The 17,670-nt window shown below is 65.4% G+C and carries 20 protein-coding genes; 7 read left to right on the top strand and 13 right to left on the bottom strand.

Annotated features, from left to right (window positions below; translation table 11 throughout):
• Positions 1-53 precede the first annotated feature (53 nt).
• Positions 54-1,259, bottom strand: a complete 1,206-nt coding sequence (locus M2D63_RS05750; RefSeq protein ID WP_285861862.1) for an RtcB family protein — start codon at positions 1,257-1,259, stop codon at positions 54-56.
• A gap of 407 nt (positions 1,260-1,666) precedes the next feature.
• Here M2D63_RS05750 and M2D63_RS05745 point away from each other — a divergent pair, with 407 nt between their 5' ends.
• The 4 genes from M2D63_RS05745 (at position 1,667) to M2D63_RS05730 (ending at position 6,791) form a co-directional block, all read left to right on the top strand.
• On the top strand, positions 1,667-1,909 hold the full coding sequence (locus M2D63_RS05745; RefSeq protein ID WP_285861861.1) for an exodeoxyribonuclease VII small subunit: 243 nt from the start codon (positions 1,667-1,669) through the stop codon (positions 1,907-1,909).
• Positions 1,906-2,793 carry a (2E,6E)-farnesyl diphosphate synthase gene (ispA, locus tag M2D63_RS05740; protein ID WP_285861860.1) on the top strand — a complete coding sequence of 296 codons (888 nt, stop codon included), beginning with the start codon at positions 1,906-1,908 and terminating at the stop codon, positions 2,791-2,793. The genes M2D63_RS05745 and ispA overlap by 4 nt, the downstream gene beginning before the upstream one ends.
• Positions 2,794-2,924: 131 nt before the next feature.
• Positions 2,925-4,823 (top strand): 1-deoxy-D-xylulose-5-phosphate synthase, encoded by a 1,899-nt coding sequence (gene dxs, locus M2D63_RS05735; protein WP_285861859.1) that lies wholly within the window; start codon positions 2,925-2,927, stop codon positions 4,821-4,823.
• 93 nt (positions 4,824-4,916) lie between these two features.
• Positions 4,917-6,791, top strand: a complete 1,875-nt coding sequence (locus M2D63_RS05730) for a TonB-dependent receptor domain-containing protein (protein ID WP_285861858.1) — start codon at positions 4,917-4,919, stop codon at positions 6,789-6,791.
• Here M2D63_RS05730 and M2D63_RS05725 read toward each other — a convergent pair.
• From M2D63_RS05725 to nrdR, 12 genes are all read right to left on the bottom strand, one after another.
• Positions 6,769-7,578 (bottom strand): cobalamin-binding protein, encoded by an 810-nt coding sequence (locus M2D63_RS05725; protein WP_285861857.1) that lies wholly within the window; start codon positions 7,576-7,578, stop codon positions 6,769-6,771. The two genes, M2D63_RS05730 and M2D63_RS05725, sit on opposite strands and share 23 nt — an antisense overlap.
• Positions 7,578-7,997 carry an MFS transporter gene (locus M2D63_RS05720; protein WP_285861856.1) on the bottom strand — a complete coding sequence of 140 codons (420 nt, stop codon included), beginning with the start codon at positions 7,995-7,997 and terminating at the stop codon, positions 7,578-7,580. Before M2D63_RS05720 ends, M2D63_RS05725 begins: the two co-directional genes overlap by 1 nt.
• Positions 7,994-8,611 carry a GTP cyclohydrolase II gene (gene ribA / locus M2D63_RS05715; protein WP_285861855.1) on the bottom strand — a complete coding sequence of 206 codons (618 nt, stop codon included), beginning with the start codon at positions 8,609-8,611 and terminating at the stop codon, positions 7,994-7,996. Before ribA ends, M2D63_RS05720 begins: the two co-directional genes overlap by 4 nt.
• 113 nt (positions 8,612-8,724) lie before the next feature.
• A complete protein-coding gene (locus M2D63_RS05710; protein WP_285861854.1) occupies positions 8,725-9,477 on the bottom strand; it encodes an ABC transporter substrate-binding protein in 753 nt (250 codons plus the stop codon).
• 12 nt (positions 9,478-9,489) lie between these two features.
• On the bottom strand, positions 9,490-9,993 hold the full coding sequence (locus tag M2D63_RS05705) for a phosphatidylglycerophosphatase A (protein WP_285861853.1): 504 nt from the start codon (positions 9,991-9,993) through the stop codon (positions 9,490-9,492).
• Complete coding sequence (thiL, locus tag M2D63_RS05700) at positions 9,990-10,955, bottom strand: thiamine-phosphate kinase (protein WP_285861852.1); 966 nt, start codon at positions 10,953-10,955, stop codon at positions 9,990-9,992. The genes M2D63_RS05705 and thiL overlap by 4 nt, the downstream gene beginning before the upstream one ends.
• Before the next feature lie 18 nt (positions 10,956-10,973).
• Positions 10,974-11,474: a transcription antitermination factor NusB gene (gene nusB / locus M2D63_RS05695; protein ID WP_285861850.1), complete on the bottom strand. Its 501-nt coding sequence runs from the start codon at positions 11,472-11,474 to the stop codon at positions 10,974-10,976.
• Positions 11,471-11,947, bottom strand: coding sequence for a 6,7-dimethyl-8-ribityllumazine synthase (gene ribE, locus M2D63_RS05690; protein WP_028944446.1), 477 nt, complete (start codon positions 11,945-11,947; stop codon positions 11,471-11,473). The genes nusB and ribE overlap by 4 nt, the downstream gene beginning before the upstream one ends.
• Positions 11,948-12,036: 89 nt before the next feature.
• Positions 12,037-13,128: a bifunctional 3,4-dihydroxy-2-butanone-4-phosphate synthase/GTP cyclohydrolase II gene (ribBA, locus tag M2D63_RS05685; protein WP_285861847.1), complete on the bottom strand. Its 1,092-nt coding sequence runs from the start codon at positions 13,126-13,128 to the stop codon at positions 12,037-12,039.
• Positions 13,129-13,146: 18 nt separating this feature from the next.
• On the bottom strand, positions 13,147-13,812 hold the full coding sequence (locus M2D63_RS05680) for a riboflavin synthase (protein WP_285861846.1): 666 nt from the start codon (positions 13,810-13,812) through the stop codon (positions 13,147-13,149).
• Between the two features lie 42 nt (positions 13,813-13,854).
• Positions 13,855-14,985 (bottom strand): bifunctional diaminohydroxyphosphoribosylaminopyrimidine deaminase/5-amino-6-(5-phosphoribosylamino)uracil reductase RibD, encoded by a 1,131-nt coding sequence (ribD, locus tag M2D63_RS05675; protein ID WP_285861845.1) that lies wholly within the window; start codon positions 14,983-14,985, stop codon positions 13,855-13,857.
• Positions 14,986-14,987: 2 nt separating this feature from the next.
• Positions 14,988-15,452, bottom strand: a complete 465-nt coding sequence (gene nrdR, locus M2D63_RS05670; RefSeq protein ID WP_026144921.1) for a transcriptional regulator NrdR — start codon at positions 15,450-15,452, stop codon at positions 14,988-14,990.
• A 108-nt stretch (positions 15,453-15,560) separates the two neighbouring features.
• Between nrdR and M2D63_RS05665 the strand changes: the two genes are divergently transcribed.
• Genes M2D63_RS05665 through trxA form a run of 3 tightly spaced genes read left to right on the top strand, consistent with a single transcriptional unit; the run spans position 15,561 to position 17,570 of the window.
• Complete coding sequence (locus M2D63_RS05665) at positions 15,561-16,007, top strand: hypothetical protein (RefSeq protein ID WP_285861840.1); 447 nt, start codon at positions 15,561-15,563, stop codon at positions 16,005-16,007.
• Entirely contained in the window at positions 16,007-16,666 is a 660-nt protein-coding gene (locus tag M2D63_RS05660) for a methyltransferase (RefSeq protein WP_285861838.1), read from the top strand. The genes M2D63_RS05665 and M2D63_RS05660 overlap by 1 nt, the downstream gene beginning before the upstream one ends.
• 31 nt (positions 16,667-16,697) lie before the next feature.
• Positions 16,698-17,570: a thioredoxin gene (gene trxA, locus M2D63_RS05655; protein ID WP_285861836.1), complete on the top strand. Its 873-nt coding sequence runs from the start codon at positions 16,698-16,700 to the stop codon at positions 17,568-17,570.
• Positions 17,571-17,670 lie beyond the last annotated feature (100 nt).

The following is a 17,670-nucleotide window of genomic DNA, read 5'->3' as shown; positions in this document are numbered from 1 at the left end:
AAGCCGGCCACAAGCCGGCTTTTTAATGCCTGCGATTTGAGCCCCGTCGGTTCTCAGCCCTTCACACACACCACCTGCCGCAAGGTATGCACCACCTCCACCAGCTCACGCTGCGCCTGCATCACCGCATCGATATCCTTGTAGGCCATGGGAATCTCGTCAATCACGTCCTTGTCCTTGCGACACTCCACATGGGCGGTGGCGCGGCGCTGGTCTTCGATGGTGAACTGCTTTTTCGCCCGGGTCCGGCTCATGGTGCGCCCGGCGCCATGGCTGCAGGAGCAGAATGACTCCTCGTTGCCCAGGCCGCGGACGATGAAGCTCTTCGCCCCCATGGAGCCGGGAATGATCCCCAGCTGGCCCTTCTGCGCCGACACCGCGCCCTTGCGGGTGACCAGGATGTCGTGGCCGAAGTGGCGCTCGCGCTGCACGTAGTTGTGGTGGCAGTTCACCGCTTCGAGGTCGGCCTCGAAGGGACGACCGAGCACCTGCCGGGCGGCGGCGATCACCGCGTGCATCATCAGCGCACGGTTCTGCCGGGCATAATCCTGAGCCCATTCGACCGCTTCGACATAATCGGCAAAGTGCCGGCTGCCTTCTTCGAAGTAGGCCAGGTCCTTGTCCGGCAGGTTGGCGATGTGCTGGCGCATGTCGGCCTGGGCCAGTTCGATGAACAGGTTGCCGATGGCGTTGCCCACACCGCGTGATCCACTGTGGAGCATGAACCAGACGCGGTCGGCTTCATCCAGGCAGACTTCGATGAAATGGTTGCCGCCTCCCAGGGTGCCCAGGTGATGGCGGTTGTTGGTTTTTTCCAGCTTCGGGTATTTGTCGGTGATGGCCACAAAGCGCGCGGCCAGGTCCTGCCAGGCACGGTCGGCCAGCGCCGGTACCTTGTCCCAGGCCCCCTGGTCATGGCGGCCGAAGGTCTTGCCATGGGGCACGGCCTGTTCGATGGCCGTGCGCAGGCGATGGAGGTTGTCGGGCAGGTCGCGGGCGCGCAGTGACGTACGGGCGGCGATCATGCCGCAGCCGATATCCACCCCCACCGCCGCCGGAATGATCGCGCCGAGGGTCGGAATCACGCTGCCGATGGTCGAGCCCTTGCCCAGGTGAACATCCGGCATCACCGCCAGGTGCTTGAAGATGAACGGCATCTTCGCGGTGTTCAGCAACTGCTGGCGCGCCTCGTCTTCCACCGGCACCCCTTGGGTCCAGAGTTTGATCGGTTTGCCGCCCGCCACTTCCAGCACGTTCATGTCTTACCTCTGGGCGTAACACCCTGACACATCTTCTGTTCGACAAATTTTACAGTACAACAGACAGCGTCTAAGGTGTATTTCAGAGGACCGAATCGCGGCGGGCCAAACACCCGCCGGCATTTGCTGAGCAGGTGCCCCAGGGCATCTGGATTTGCCTCTTTACGAGAGCGGAGGACGGCTCCCAAGGGGCCCCGCAAGCCATCCCGGAGCCGTCCCCGTTTCTCCTTTTCCTACCCTGGCTGCCTGCGCTTCTACATCAGATACCCCGGTTTCGGTGCGCGCCATCGATCAACCCGTGCTTATTTGTGCACAGGGGTGCGACGAAAGATCCACCCCGACGATTTGCTCCCCCCGCCCTGCTCTGCTAGTGTCGCGCCGTTTATACCGCCACCGAGACAGCCGCCATGGCCCGAAAAAAAACCTCCATTGATTTCGAGCAATCCCTCGCCGACCTGCAGACCCTGGTCGAGCGCCTGGAGAACGGTGAGCTGTCGCTGGAAGACTCGCTGGCCGCTTTCGAGCAAGGCATCAGCCTGACCCGCGACTGCCAGAGCGCCCTGGCCCAGGCCGAGCAGAAGGTCCAGGTGTTGCTGGAGCGTGACGGCGAACTGGCTGCCGAACCCTTCGATGCGGACCAGGCCCAATGATCGCCCGCTATCAGGCCAGCTGTCAGGCCCGGGTCGATGCGGCCCTCGAGCAGTTGTTCGTCGCGCCTTCGCCGGAGTTGACCCGCCTCTACGCCGCCATGCGCTACAGCGTGATGAACGGCGGCAAGCGCGTGCGCCCGCTGTTGGCCTATGCCGCCTGCGAAGCCCTCGGTGCCGCGCCCGAGCAGGCTAATGGCGCGGCCTGCGCGGTCGAGTTGATCCACGCCTACTCGCTGGTGCATGACGACCTGCCGGCCATGGACGATGACGACCTGCGTCGCGGCCAGCCGACCACCCACAAAGCCTTCGACGAAGCCTGCGCGATCCTCGCCGGCGACGGTCTACAGAGCCTGGCCTTCAGCGCCTTGCTCGACCCCCGCTTGAGCCCGCAGGCCGACAGCATCCGCCTGGCCATGGTCCAGGCGCTGGCACTGGCCGCAGGGCCGGCCGGCATGGTCGGTGGCCAGGCCATCGACCTGGGCTCGGTGGGCCTGAAGCTTGACCAGACGGCCCTCGAGTTCATGCACCGGCACAAGACCGGCGCGCTGATCGAAGCCAGTGTGCGCCTCGGTGCCCTGGCCAGTGCCCGTGCCGACCAGCACCAGCTGCAGGCCCTGCAAACCTACGCCCAGGCCATCGGCCTGGCGTTCCAGGTGCAGGACGACATCCTCGATGTCGAAAGCGACACCGAAACCCTGGGCAAACGCCAGGGCGCCGATATCGCCCGGGACAAACCGACCTACCCGGCGCTGCTCGGCCTGGAAGCCGCCAAGGCGTACGCCCTGGAGCTGCGCGACCAGGCGCTGCACGCCCTGCGCCCGTTCGACGCGGCGGCCGAGCCGCTGCGCGAGCTGGCCCGTTATATCGTCGAGCGCCGCAATTAATAGCCGCCATCGCGGGGCAAGCCCGCTCCTACAGGTGTGGGAGCGGGCTTGCCCCGCGAAGCGCGCAAATGGGCAGCCAATACCGCAATAAGGTAAACTGCCGCCACTTCACACCTATAACGATTCGCCTGATGCCCACGACGTTTCAAGAGATCCCCCGCGAACGCCCGGTCACGCCGCTGCTTGACCGTGCCGATACGCCCGCCGGCCTGCGCCGGCTGGCTGAAGCCGACCTGGAGAACCTGGCCGACGAACTGCGCCAGGAACTGCTCTATACCGTTGGTCAGACCGGCGGGCATTTCGGTGCCGGCCTGGGCGTCATCGAGCTGACGATTGCCCTGCACTACGTCTTCGACACCCCGGACGACCGTCTGGTGTGGGACGTCGGTCACCAGGCCTATCCGCACAAGATCCTCACCGGTCGCCGCCAGCGCATGCACACCCTGCGCCAGAAGGACGGCCTGGCCGCCTTCCCGCGCCGCGCCGAGAGCGAGTACGACACCTTCGGCGTCGGCCACTCCAGCACCTCGATCAGTGCGGCGCTGGGCATGGCCATCGCCGCCCGCCTGCAGAACGATCCGCGCAAGTCCATCGCCGTGATCGGCGACGGTGCGCTGACTGCCGGCATGGCCTTCGAGGCGTTGAACCACGCCCAGGAAGTCGATGCCGACATGCTGGTGATCCTCAACGACAACGACATGTCGATCTCGCGCAATGTCGGCGGCCTGTCCAACTACCTGGCCAAGATCCTCTCCAGCCGCACCTATTCGAGCATGCGCGAGGGCAGCAAGAAGGTCCTCTCGCGCCTGCCCGGCGCCTGGGAAATCGCCCGGCGTACCGAAGAGTACGCCAAGGGCATGCTGGTACCCGGCACCCTGTTCGAAGAGCTGGGCTGGAACTACATCGGCCCGATCGACGGCCACGACCTGCCGACCCTGGTCACCACCCTGCGCAATATGCGTGACCTCAAGGGCCCGCAGTTCCTGCACGTAGTGACCAAGAAGGGCAAGGGCTTCGCCCCGGCCGAGGTCGACCCGATCGGCTACCACGCGATCACCAAGCTCGAGCCCGTCGACGCACCGGCAGCCGCGCCGAAAAAGGCCGGCGGACCGAAGTACTCGGCCGTGTTCGGCCAGTGGCTGTGCGACATGGCCGCGGCTGACGAGCGTCTGGTCGGGATCACCCCGGCCATGAAGGAAGGCTCCGACCTGGTGGCCTTCAGCGAACGCTACCCTGATCGTTATTTCGACGTGGCCATCGCCGAGCAACACGCGGTGACCCTGGCCGCCGGCATGGCCTGCGAAGGCAGCAAGCCGGTGGTGGCGATCTACTCGACCTTCCTGCAGCGCGCCTACGATCAGCTGATCCATGACGTTGCGGTGCAGAACCTCGACGTGCTGTTCGCCATCGACCGCGCCGGCCTGGTCGGCGAAGACGGCCCGACCCACGCGGGCAGCTTCGACCTGTCGTTCCTGCGCTGCATCCCCGGCATGCTGGTGATGACCCCGAGCGACGAGAACGAACTGCGCAAGATGCTCAGCACCGGTCACCTGTACAACGGCCCGGCAGCCGTGCGCTACCCGCGCGGCAGCGGCCCGAACGCGACCATCGAGAACAACCTCGAAGCGCTGGAAATCGGCAAGGGCGTGGTTCGCCGCCAGGGCAGCAACGTGGCCCTGCTGGTGTTCGGCGTGCAGTTGAGCGAAGCGCTGAAGGTTGCCGAAACCCTCGACGCGACCGTGGTCGACATGCGTTTCGTCAAGCCGCTGGACGAGGCACTGGTACGCGAACTGGCCGCCAGCCATGAGCTGCTGGTGACCATCGAAGAAAACGCCATCATGGGCGGTGCCGGTGCGGCCGTCAGCGAGTTCCTCGCTCGCGAAGCCGTGCTCAAGCCGATCCTGCACCTGGGCTTGCCGGACATCTACGTCGAGCATGCCAAGCCTGCGCAAATGCTGGCCGAGTGCGGCCTGGATGCCGCCGGGATCGAGGCCTCCGTACGTCAGCGGATGCAACTGCTCGGTCTTTGATCTTTTGCCGGCCCCTGGGCCCCTATCGCAGGCTACGCCAGCTCCCACACCCCGTGGGAGCTGGCGTAGCCTGCGATAGCGCTGGAACTGTCGATGAAACCCGCTTACCTTGCCCCGCTCCTGCTGTGCCTGCCCACCACCCTGCTGGCCGATGACCGCGACAACGCCCTGAAGCTGCCCGACACCTTTATCAGCGCCAACCGCCAGGTCGAGGACCGCACCCAGACCAGCGCGGCCAATTCCGTGTTCACCCGCGCCGACATCGACCGCTTGCAGCCTTCCAGCGTCACCGACCTGCTGACCCGCGTCCCCGGCGTGCAGGTCGCGCCGACCGGTGGACGGGGCAGCGTGCCGGGCATCTACATCCGTGGCAGCAAGACCGCCCAGAGCCTGGTGCTGGTGGACGGTGTGCGCATCGCCAATGCCACCTCCGGCGACAGCGGCCTGCAGTTTCTCGACATCGACCAGATCGAGCGGGTCGAAGTGCTGCGCGGCTCGCGCTCGGCGGTCTATGGCAGCGACGCCATCGGCGGGGTGATCCAGATCTTCACCCGCCGCAGCGCCGAGCAGGGCCTGCAGCCCCGCCTGCGCCTGGGCGCCGGTAGCAACCAGACCTGGCAGCGCAGCCTCGGGCTTTCCGGGGGCGATCAGAACACACGCTTCAACCTGGGCGCGAGCCTGGATGAAAGCGCCGGTATCGACTGGAGCCACACTTCCTACCCCAGCGATGGCGACCACGACGCGCTGCGCAACAAATCGCTGAACCTGAGCCTGAGCCACAGCTTCAACGACACGCTCGAAGCCGGCCTCAACCTGCTCGACAGCCGTGGCCGCAGCGAATACGACAACCCCTACGGGCGCTTCGACCCAGGTACCTCCCAGATCTTCGGCCAGGCGCCCTACACCGACTTCAGCGTCAGCAGCCTGGGCACCTACCTGGGCGCCCAGCTCAACGACCACTGGTATTCGCGCCTGGAACTGAGCCACAGCGAAAACCGCGACAGCAAGCGCGACAAACTCAGCGACGACAGCAGCGACTTCAACACCTACCGCGACTCGGCCAGCTGGCAGAACGACCTGACCGTCAATGAGCAGCACAGCCTGATGCTCGGCGCCGACGGGTACCAGGACCGCGTGCACGGCAGCACCGACTTCGACGAAGACAGCCGCTGGAACCGCGCCGCCTTTGTCCAGCACCGTTTCAAGGGTGAGTGGTTTTCCACCGAAGTGGGCCTGCGTCGCGACCAGAACCAGCAGTTCGGCGGCCAGAACAGCTGGAGCGGCAGCCTGACCCTGCCGGTCGATGCGCGCAACGATGTGCTGCTGTCGTACACCGAAGGTTTCCGCGCCCCGACCTTCAACGACCTGTACTACCCCCAGTACAGCAACCCCGACCTCAAGCCCGAACGCTCGAAAAGCTATGAATTGCAGTGGCGCAGCCAACTGAGTGACGACAGCCGCCTGGAAACCTCGCTCTATCGCACCGACCTGCGCGACGCGATCATCTTCGGCGCCGGTTCCATCCCGCAGAACGTCGCTTCAGCCCGGATCAACGGCTTCGAGGCGGCCCTGCATCAGCAGTGGTTCGGCTGGCAGAGCAGCCTGGGGCTGGCGCTGATCGACCCACGGGATCGCGACAGCGGCCATACCCTGGCCCGTCGCGCGCGGCGCACCCTGAACCTGGACCTGGACCGCCAGTTCGACCGGCTAGGCCTGGGAGCCAGCTGGCAGGCGGTCAGCAGCAGCTACGACGATGAAGCCAATCGTAAAGCGTTGGGCGGTTATGGCTTGCTCGGGCTGCGCAGCAGCTGGACGCTGAACTCGGAGATAACCCTGGACCTGAAGGTGGACAACCTGCTGGACAAGGATTATTCCCGCGCCCTCTACAGCTATGAAGGCGCCAGCTACGGCTACCGCGAAGAGGGCCGGACCTGGCTGCTGGGCATCACCTGGACACCGGCGCTTTAGCCGCAAGCAACTGGCACAGGCGCGCGGTCGCCTCGATCATCTGGCCACTGGGCCGTTCCAGGCCTTTATCCGGCACCCGCAACAAGCGCCCGTTGCGTACGGCGTCGACCTGCGGCCAGGCTTTCCAGGCATCGAGCTGACGCTGGTCGCCGGCCAGGATCACCTGCGGATTGCGCAGCAATACCGCCTCCAGGCTGATCTGTGGCGCGGGCAGCGAGAGGTCGGCAAACACATTGTGGGCGCCGCACACGGCCAGGGCATCGCTGACGATCTGGCCGCCGCCGACGGTGTACAGCGGCTTGTCCCAGACCTGATAGAACACCTGCAAAGGCGCTTCGCGATGATAGTGCGTGCGCAGCGCCTGCACCTGCTCGCGTAACTGCTGTGCACGTGCCCGCCCCTGCTCGGCGCATCCCAGTTGAATACCGATGGCCTCGATCTGCTCGATCAACTCATCGATACCCCGGGGTTCGGCCGTGTAGGTAGCGATGCCCAGGCGCTTGAGCTGGTCGCGCTGGGCGGCCGGCACGCTACCCGGCCACAGCAGCAGTAGATCGGGCTTGAGACTGAGCAGGCGCTCCATGTCGATCTGGCCATGGCGCCCCACCGAGGGCACGGCGGCCAGCACAGCCGGGCGCTCACCGCCATCGAGCAGGCCCACCAGCAGATCGGCGGCCTGCAGCTCGACGACGATTTCCGTCAGCGAAGGCGCCAGGCTGACCACCCGCGGCGCCGCACACAGCGGCATGCCGAACGCCAGCAACACCAGCAGCAGAAGGCTGCGCATCAACCCAACTGACGCGGGATACGGTAGAGGTAGAGCAGCACCAGGCTGGAAATGGCCAGCAGGATCTGCGGCACGGCTTCCAGGCCGACGAACACCGACAGGGCCGAGATCCAGGCCGGCAGGCAGGCGAACAACATGCCCAGGCGTCGCACCCGGGCCAGTTCGATCCAGGCGGCCGGCTCTTCAGCGCTGTCCAGGGACTTCTGCGTGGCGATCAGCCCGCGCTTATAGGCGCCGAAGCGCGGCAGGCTGAGGAACATCGACGCCACACCGGCGATGAACACCGGCATGGCCAGGATCGGGATCAGCGCCTGGCCGGCGTCGAAAGCCCAGGCGAACACCAGCAACGGCGCCAGCGCCACGGCCAGGTATTGCCACCAGGCCAGCTCCAGCCGGCGACGCACCTGGGAGCGGGTCACGCCCGACCGGCCTCGCCCTGGTGCTCGTTACCCATCATGTGGCCGAGCTTGCCGGCCTTGGTCGCCAGGTAGTGTTTGTTGTGCGGGTTATGGCCGGTGTGCAGCGGCACGCGCTCGGCCACCGGAATGCCCATGGCGGTCAGCGCCTTGACCTTGCGCGGGTTGTTGGTCATCAGGCGCAGCGACTTGACGCCCAGGTGCTCGAGCATCGGCTGGCACATGCCATAGTCACGCTGGTCGGCGGCAAAGCCCAGGCGCTCGTTGGCCTCGACCGTATCGGCGCCGCCATCTTGCAGCTCGTAGGCACGGATCTTGTTCAACAGGCCGATGCCACGGCCTTCCTGGCGCAGGTACAGCAGCACGCCACGGCCTTCGCGGGCGATGGCCTGCAAGGCGGCTTCGAGTTGGGAGCCACAGTCGCAACGCTGGCTGAACAAGGCATCGCCGGTCAGGCATTCGGAATGCAGGCGCCCCAGTACCGGTTGCCCATCGGCCACATCACCCAGGCTGAGCACGACGTGCTCGCGGCCGGTGGCTTCGTCGAGAAAACCATGCATGGTGAAAGTCGCAAACGGGGTAGGCAGCTTGGAAGCGGCAACAAAGACGACGGGCACGTTGTGCTCCTGATCAGTAACTTGAAAATAGACGTGGGGCGATTGTATCAGCAGCGCCGCAGCGCTGCTTAGGCTGAATTATTGGGCAAACAGATCGACAGGTTCGATATCACCTAGCGCGAGGTGCTCGCCTCGTCGAACGGGTAAGGCTGCTGCCAGCGCTTGAAGATCTCGCGCAACTCACCACTGGCCACCAGCTTGCCCATGCGCTGGTCGAACACGTGCTGCAGCGCATGGCCTTCGCGGGTTCGGGCAAACGCCAGGTACAGCGGCAGTTCGATCAGGTGCGTGCGACGGAAGGCTTCAGGTTTCGGCGCCTGGTCGAGCACATAGTCGACCTCGGTCAGGGCGTCGATGTAGAAATCGACTCGATCATGCTCAAGCATCGGCAGGATGCCTTCGCGACGCTGGATCTCGCGGAAGTGACCGACATGGGGCAGATAGTCCTTGAAGTCGTAGCCCCGCACCCAGGCCAGGCGGAACTGCCCCAGGTTTTCCAGGGTCGGTACGGGCTGGCTGGCCAGGCCCAGGGCATAGATATGGTCGAGGTCGAAATGCCAGTGCGGATAGAGGTTGTCCGCATTTTCCTCTTTATAGGAACCGACCCAGGCATCGGCTTCGCCGCGCTTGACCAGGCCGATCGCCCGGCTGTAGGGCACGCTCTGGGTACGCACCTTGACCCCGGCCGGCTCGAACACCTTGCGCAGAACGTCCCAGGCCAGGCCACTGCCATCGGCGTTGGTGTAATCGAGCCATTCCTCGCTGGCCAGGCGGATCTGGGCAGGAATCGCCGGCGGCGGCTCCGCCGCTTGTACAGTGCCTGCCAGCAGGGCCAATACCAAGAGTCCGAGTCGCCATCCAGTCATCGTCCTACTCCCTTAGGTAAAACTCCATACCAGAACCTGCATGCCCAACCAGGCGAACACACCCGCCAGCACGTCGTCGAGCATGATCCCGACACCGCCATGTACATGCCGGTCGACCCAGCGGATCGGCCAGGGCTTGAGAATATCGAAGAAGCGGAACATCAGGAAACCCGCCAACAACCAGTGCCAGCCCTCGGGCACCAGCCACAAGGTAATCCACATGCCGACCATCTCGTCCCAGACGATGCCTTCATGGTCATGCACGCGCAAGTCATCGGCGACTTTTCCGCACAGCCAGAAACCGAACAGCATGGTCAGGCCGAGCATCAGCCAGTAGCCCCAGTCGGGCAGCATCTGCCACAAGGGGATGAACGGCAAGGCTACCAGCGAGCCCCAGGTTCCCGGCGCCTTGGGCAAGGTCCCGGAGCCGAAGCCGAAGGCGAGAAAATGCCAAGGATTACGCCAGACCGACGGCGGAACGTTCTCCGCAGGCACCTGGTTGGGGTGATCGGTCACGGTTGCTCCCTAAAATGTTGATAGCCCCGGGTAACCGGGGTGATGTCCCTGCCCTGGCCGTCCACCAGGCTGACGCCGGCACCGCTGGCCACCCGGCCGACCACGTGAACCGGCCAGCCGGCCGCGTGCAGGGGCGCAAGCTGCGCCTCGGGCAGGGTGAATGCCAGGACATAATCGTCGCCGCCCGCCAGGGCCGCCTGCCGGGCGCCTTCCAAGCCGAAGAACGCCTGCAGCGCGGCCGAGATCGGCAAGCGCTCCAGCTCGACCTGCAGGGCCACTTGCGAGGCTTTGGCGATATGCCCGCAGTCGGCCAGCAGGCCGTCGGAAATATCCAGCGCCGATGTGGCTTTGCCGCGCAGGGCCTGGCCCAGGGCGAACTGTGGCGACGGCGACCAGTAATGGGCCAGCAAGGGCTCGGCGACGGCAGGCGCCGCCTGGCGCTCGGCCAGCACCAGCGGCAAGGCGCCGGCGGCATTGCCCAGTTCACCGCCCACACACAGCAGGTCACCGGCGCGGGCACCGCTGCGGGTCAGCGCCATTCCTTGGGGCACCCGGCCAAACACGGTCATGGTCAGGCTCAAGGGGCCGCGGGTGGTGTCGCCACCGATCAGACTCAGGCGGCAGGCCTGGGCCATCTGGTTCAGGCCACGGGCATAGGCTTGCAGCCAGTCCGCATTCACGTCCGGCAGGGTCAGGGCAAGGGTAAAGCCGATGGGGGCAGCCCCCATGGCAGCCAGGTCACTGGCGGCAACGGCCAGCGAACGCTGACCGAGCAGAAATGGATCGCAGACGGCCGGGAAATGCACCCCGGCCACCAGCGTGTCGGTGGAGATCGCCAGCTGCTCGCCGGCCGCCACGCTGAGCAAGGCGCAATCGTCGCCAATGCCCAGCGCAACCGCTTCGCCGCCCTGCGCACAGGGCGCGGCGGCGAAGTAATGGCGAATCAGTTCGAACTCACCCATCGGCAGGAAGCGCCAGGATCAGCGCTTGAATGCCTTGACTTCGGCTTCACGAAGCCGTGGTGCCAGCTTGTCGAGCACGCCGTTGACGAACTTGTGACCGTCGGTGGCACCGAAGATCTTGGCCAGTTCGACGCCTTCGTTGATCACCACGCGGTACGGTACGTCGACACGCTTGATGAACTCCCAGGTGGACAGGCGCAGGACCGCCAGCTCAACCGGGTCGAGTTCTTCAAGGGCCAGGTCCAGGCAGGGCGCCAGGGCCTTGTCGATTTCCTGCACCATCACCGGAACCCCGTGGAGGATTTCGCGGAAATAGGCACCGTCGACATCGGTGAAATCGTTATCGACCCGGAACTGCGCTTCGATCTCGTTCAGCGACTGCCGAGCCATGTGCCATTGATACAGGGCCTGGGTCGCGAGCTGACGGGCTTCGCGACGCTTGGCGCTCTTCGATGGCTTGCCAGCATCCGCAGGTTTTGGATCGCGCGGGTTGAAACGATCGTGCTCGTCGCTAATCACTTGGCCTCCAACTGCGCCAGCAGGCTGACCATTTCCAGGGCGGACAGGGCCGCTTCGGCGCCCTTGTTGCCGGCCTTGGTGCCGGAGCGCTCGATGGCCTGTTCGATCGAATCGACGGTCAGGACACCGAATGCAACCGGTACGCCGAACTCCATGGACACCTGGGCCAGGCCCTTGGTGCACTCGCCCGCCACGTATTCGAAGTGCGGGGTACCGCCACGGATCACTGCGCCCAGGGCGATGATCGCGGCATATTCGCTTTGCTGGGCGACTTTCTGTGCCACCAGCGGAATCTCGAACGCACCCGGGGCACGGATGATGGTGATGTCGCTTTCGCTGACACCGTGGCGAACCAGGGCGTCAACGGCACCGCTTACCAGGCTTTCGACGACGAAGCTGTTGAAGCGGCCAACCACCAAAGCATAGCGACCTTTGGGGGCGATGAAGGTACCTTCGATGGTCTTCAGGGTCATACCGGAGTTCTCATCTTAAAGAGCCAGGCCGCAAATTGGCGGCCTGTAGGGGTTTGGGACACGAATGGCAGCGCGACAAACCGCCTGCTTTATTCGGAGGGCACGTATTCTACAACTTCCAGATCGAATCCGGATATCGCATTGAACTTCATTGGCGAACTCATCAGGCGCATTTTGCGTACGCCCAGGTCGCGCAGAATCTGCGAACCGGCACCGACGGTGCTGTAGGTGGTCGGGGTTTTCACCGGTGCAGCGTCGGCGCTTTCGCGGATATGCGCCAGCAGCACGTCGCCTTCCAGCGGGTGACCGAGCAGCAGCACGACACCGCTACCGGCCTCGGCAACCGCGCTCATGGCGGCGCGCAGGCTCCAGCGGCCCGGTTGCTTGACCATCAGCAGGTCGCGCAACGGGTCCATGTTGTGCACCCGCACCAGGGTCGGTTCTTCGGCGCAGATGTTGCCCAGGGTCAGGGCCATGTGCACGTCGCCTTCGACCGAATCACGGTAGGTGACCAGGTTGAAATGACCCAGCTCGCTGTCCAGCGGCTGCTCGGAAACCCGCTGAACGGTACGTTCGTGGATCATCCGGTAGTGGATCAGGTCGGCGATGGTACCGATCTTGATGTCGTGCTCGGCGGCGAAGGCTTCCAGCTCCGGGCGACGGGACATGGTGCCGTCGTCGTTCATCACCTCGCAGATCACCCCGCTCGGCTCGAAACCGGCCATGCGCGCCAGGTCGCACGCCGCTTCGGTGTGGCCTGCACGGGCCAGGGTGCCGCCTGGCTGGGCCATCAGCGGGAAGATGTGACCGGGGCTGACGATGTCTTCGGCCTTGGCGTCGCGGGCGGCTGCAGCCTGGACGGTGCGGGCACGGTCGGCGGCGGAGATGCCGGTGGTGACGCCTTCGGCCGCCTCGATCGAGACGGTGAACTTGGTGCCGAAGCCCGAGCCATTGCGCGGTGCCATCAGCGGCAGCTTGAGCGTTTCGCAACGCTCGCGCGACATCGGCATGCAGATCAGGCCGCGGGCATGCTTGGCCATGAAGTTGATGTGTTCGGCCTTGCAGCACTCGGCGGCCATGATCAGGTCGCCTTCGTTCTCGCGGTCTTCGTCATCCATCAGGATGACCATTTTGCCCTGGCGGATGTCTTCGACCAGTTCTTCGATGCTGTTGAGCGCCACGCGGCACCCCCTTTCAAATCAGGATTTCAGGTAGCCGTTGGCGGCCAGGAAACTTTCGGTAATGCCGCTGCCTTTGCTCGGCTCGGCGGCTTTGTCACCCAGCAGCAGACGCTCCAGGTAACGGGCCAGCAGGTCGACCTCAAGGTTGACCCGACGACCGGGACGGTAGTCGGCCATGATGGTTTCGGCCAGTGTATGCGGAACGATGGTCAGCTCGAACTCGGCGCCATCGACCAGGTTCACCGTCAGGCTGGTGCCGTCGACGGTGATCGAGCCCTTGTGGGCAATGTACTTGGCCAGCTCCTTGGGTGCACGGATGCGGAACTGGATGGCGCGGGCGTTATCGCTGCGCGAGACCACTTCGCCGACACCGTCGACATGGCCGCTGACCAGGTGGCCGCCCAGGCGGGTGGTCGGGGTCAGGGCCTTTTCCAGGTTGACCCGGCTGCCGCTCTTGAGGTCGTCGAAGGCGGTGCATTCCAGGGTTTCGCGGCTGACGTCGGCCCAGAAGCCATCGCCAGGCAGCTCGACCGCGGTCAGGCACACACCGTTGACGGCAATGCTGTCGCCGAGTTTGACGTCGCCAAGGTCCAGCTTGCCGGTTTCGACATACACCCGCACGTCGCCGCCTTTGGGGGTCAGGGTGCGGATGCTGCCTATGGATTCGATGATGCCGGTGAACATGAGTCCTCCTCGAGAACAGGGCTGCGCAGGGCTAGCCTGGAATTATACGCCGGGCGCCGGCACAGGGATCGCAGTGACTCGCCAGTCATCGCCCACCGCGCGCATTTCAGTGATTTTCAGCGGTGCCGCTTCGCTCATGCGCTCCAGCGGCCAGTCCAGCAAAGGCCGGGCACTGGAGCCAAGGAACTTGGCGGCGACAAAGATCTGGTATTCGTCGATCAGCCCGCTTTGGGCAAAGGCACCGACCAGGCCGGCCCCGGCTTCGAGCAGCACTTCGCTGGCGCCACGGGCCGCCAGCTCGCGCAACAGGGCGTGCAGGTCGACCCGACCGCCCTCGCCCGGCAGGCTCAGCAGTTCGTGGCCGGCCTCGGCGTAGCGACTGTCGACGGCAGCGGCCGTTACTACCAGGGCAGGCCCGGCCAAGAAGAACGGCGCATCCAACGGCAGGCGCAGGCGCCCGTCGATCAGCACGCGCAGGGGCGGGCGCGCCAGGGCCAGGGCCGTGGTCTGCGGGTCGAGGCCCAGCTCATCAGCACGCACGGTCATCCGCGCGTTGTCGGCCAGTACGCTCTGGGCACTGGTCAGCACCACGCTGGAGCGGGCCCGCAAGCGCTGTACGGCGCTACGCGCGGCAGGGCCTGTGATCCACTGGCTTTCGCCGCTGGCCATGGCGGTGCGGCCATCCAGGCTCATCGCCAGCTTGGCGCGAACGAACGGCAGGCCGAACTCCATGCGCTTCAAAAAGCCCGGGTTGAGCGCCCGCGCTTCGGCTTCGAGCACGCCGCTGGCAACCTCGATACCGGCATCGGCCAGGCGCTTGAGGCCCTGCCCCGCCACTTGCGGGTTGGGGTCCTGCATGGCGGCGACCACGCGCGCCACACCGGCCTTGACCAGCGCCTCGGCACAGGGCGGCGTGCGCCCGTGGTGGCTGCAGGGTTCAAGGGTGACGTAGGCGCAGGCGCCACGGGCCAGCTCACCGGCCTGGCGCAGGGCATGCACTTCGGCATGCGGCTCGCCGGCGCGCACGTGCCAGCCTTCGCCGACCACCTGGCCGTCCTTGACGATCACGCAACCGACGCGCGGGTTCGGGTGGGTCGAATACAGGCCCTTGCGGGCCAGTTCCAGGGCCCGGGCCATGTAATGGGCATCGAGTACCGCGCGTTCGCTGGACATGTTCACTCTTTAGCCGGCTCACGGGCCAGGCGGTCGATTTCTTCACGGAACTCGTCGAGGTCCTGGAAGCGCCGGTATACCGAGGCAAAGCGGATATAGGCCACTTCATCGAGCTTCTGCAGCTCGGTCATGACCATCTCGCCGACGACCAGCGACTTGACCTCGCGCTCACCGGTGGCCCGCAGCTTGTGCTTGATGTGTGCCAGCGCCGCTTCCAGGCGCTCGACACTGACCGGGCGTTTTTCCAGGGCGCGCTGCATGCCGGCGCGCAGCTTCTCTTCGTCGAAGGGCTGGCGGCTGCCGTCCTGCTTGATCAGCCGGGGCAGGACCAGCTCGGCGGTTTCGAAAGTAGTAAAGCGCTCACCGCAGGCGACGCATTCGCGCCGACGGCGCACTTGCTCGCCCTCGGCAACCAGTCGAGAGTCGATGACCTTGGTGTCGTTGGCACCGCAGAAGGGACAGTGCATGGTGGCAGGCAACAAAAAAAGGGAGGGCCATGGTAGCGCATCCCACTGGCAAGACAAGCCAAAGGGTTTACCATCCACAGTGGAAAAAATGCCGCGAAGGAATTCCCCATGCCATTTCGAGCGCTCGTTGTGCTCAGTTTTGCCGCCTTGCTGGTGGCCTGCAGCAGCGACAAACCCCAGCCTGCACCGGCCCCGAAAGCCCCGGTGGCGAGCAAGACCGCCAAGGACCTGGGTCCTTTGCCGGCCTATCAACGCGAATTGAGCGGCACCTTGCTCAACATTCCGGCCGGCGCCGAAGTCGAGCTGGCCCTGCTGGTCATCGATGAACGCGGCCGTCCGCAGCAATTGCTGGCCAGCAGCACCCTGAGCGGCAACGGCCTGGACCTACCCTACCAACTGCGCTTCAGCCCCGAGGCCTTCCCGGCCGGTGCCCGGGTCGAGCTGCGCGGACGCGCCAGCCAGTCCGGCCAGCTGATCCTGCATTTGTCGCCGGTACGCATCAACCAGGCCCAGACCCAGGCCACCGGCCCCCTGCGCTTTGTAAAGGCGCCATGATGGCGCCAGCACCGCTGCAACAGGCATTGGGGGAGCTGCTGGGCGATGCCCGGCTGGTGGTCAGCGACCTGCCCGACTGCGCGCTCAAGCTGTGGCTGATCGATGCGCAGAACATGGACCGCGAATTCACCCCCGATGAAACCCGGCGCATCCTCCACGAGCCACCGTACTGGAGCTTCTGCTGGGCCAGCGGCCTGGCCATGGCCCGCTACCTGGACGAACAGCGTCACTGGGTCGAAGGCAAGCGCGTGCTGGATTTTGGCGCAGGCTCCGGCATTGCCGGAATCGCCGCCGCCCGCGCTGGCGCCCTCGAAGTGGTGGCCTGCGACCTCGATCCCCTGGCCCTGCAGGCTTGCCAGGCCAACGCCGAACTCAATGGCGTGGAACTGAGCTACTCCAGCGACTTTTTCCAGGAGGCCGACCGTTTCGACCTGATCCTGGTGGCCGACGTACTCTACGACCGGGCCAACCTGCCGCTGCTCGACGAATTCCTCAGCCGTGGTCGCCAGGCCCTGGTGGCCGACTCGCGGGTGCGCGACTTCAGCCACCCGCTGTACCAGCCCCTGGGCGTGCTCGAAGCCCTGACCCTGCCGGATCTGGCCGAGCCCCACGAATTCCGCCGGGTCAGCCTGTACCACGCCAGCCGCCAGCCTTTATAGTGATGTCATTCACGGATTTTCGAGAGTCGCGATGAGCCCTGCTACCCCGTATATTTTCGACGCAACTGCCGCCGACTTCGATCAGTCGGTCATCCAGAATTCCTTTCACAAACCGGTGCTGGTCGACTTCTGGGCCGAATGGTGCGCCCCCTGCAAGGCACTGATGCCGCTGCTGGCGCAAATCACCGAGAGCTACCAGGGCGAGCTGCTGCTGGCCAAGGTCAACTGCGATATCGAACAGGACATCGTCGCCCGCTTCGGCATCCGCAGCCTGCCGACCGTGGTGCTGTTCAAGGATGGCCAGCCGGTCGACGGCTTTGCCGGTGCCCAGCCGGAGTCGGCCATCCGCACCCTGCTCGAACCTCATGTGCAGATGCCGCCACCGGCTGCCGCCGCCCCCCTGGAAGTCGCCCAGGCGCAGTTTGCCGAAGGCCGCTTCAGCGAAGCCGAAGCCACCCTCAAGGCCCTGCTGAGCGAAGACAACAGCAACGCCGCGGCACTGATCCTGTATGCCCGCTGCCTGGCCGAACGCGGTGAGCTGGGCGAGGCCCAGGTCGTGCTCGATGCGGTCAAGACCGATGAGCACAAGGCGGCCCTGGCCGGTGCCAAGGCCCAACTGACCTTCCTGCGCCAGGCCGCCAGCCTGCCGGAAGTCGCCGACCTCAAGACGCGCCTGGCGCAGAATGGCGAAGACGACGAGGCTGCCTACCAGCTGTGCATCCAGCAGCTGTCGCGCCAGCAGTACGAGGCCGCGCTGGACGGCTTGCTCAAGCTGTTCAGCCGCAACCGCGGCTACGAAGGCGGCTTGCCACACAAGACCTTGCTGCAAGTGTTCGACCTGCTGGGCAACGATCATCCGCTGGTGGGGACCTACCGGCGCAAGTTGTTCGCTGCCTTGTATTGAGTTCATCGCGGGGCAAGCCCGCGCCGAAAAGCCCGGTAGGAGCGGGGGTGGCCCCCCAAAGCTGCCCCACCAAAAACCCCACCCCGAGAGACAACCCCCC

It is taken from the genome of Pseudomonas sp. BJa5 (genome assembly GCF_030272875.2).
Lineage (GTDB): Bacteria > Pseudomonadota > Gammaproteobacteria > Pseudomonadales > Pseudomonadaceae > Aquipseudomonas.
This window is presented reverse-complemented; position numbering and strand designations above follow the sequence as displayed.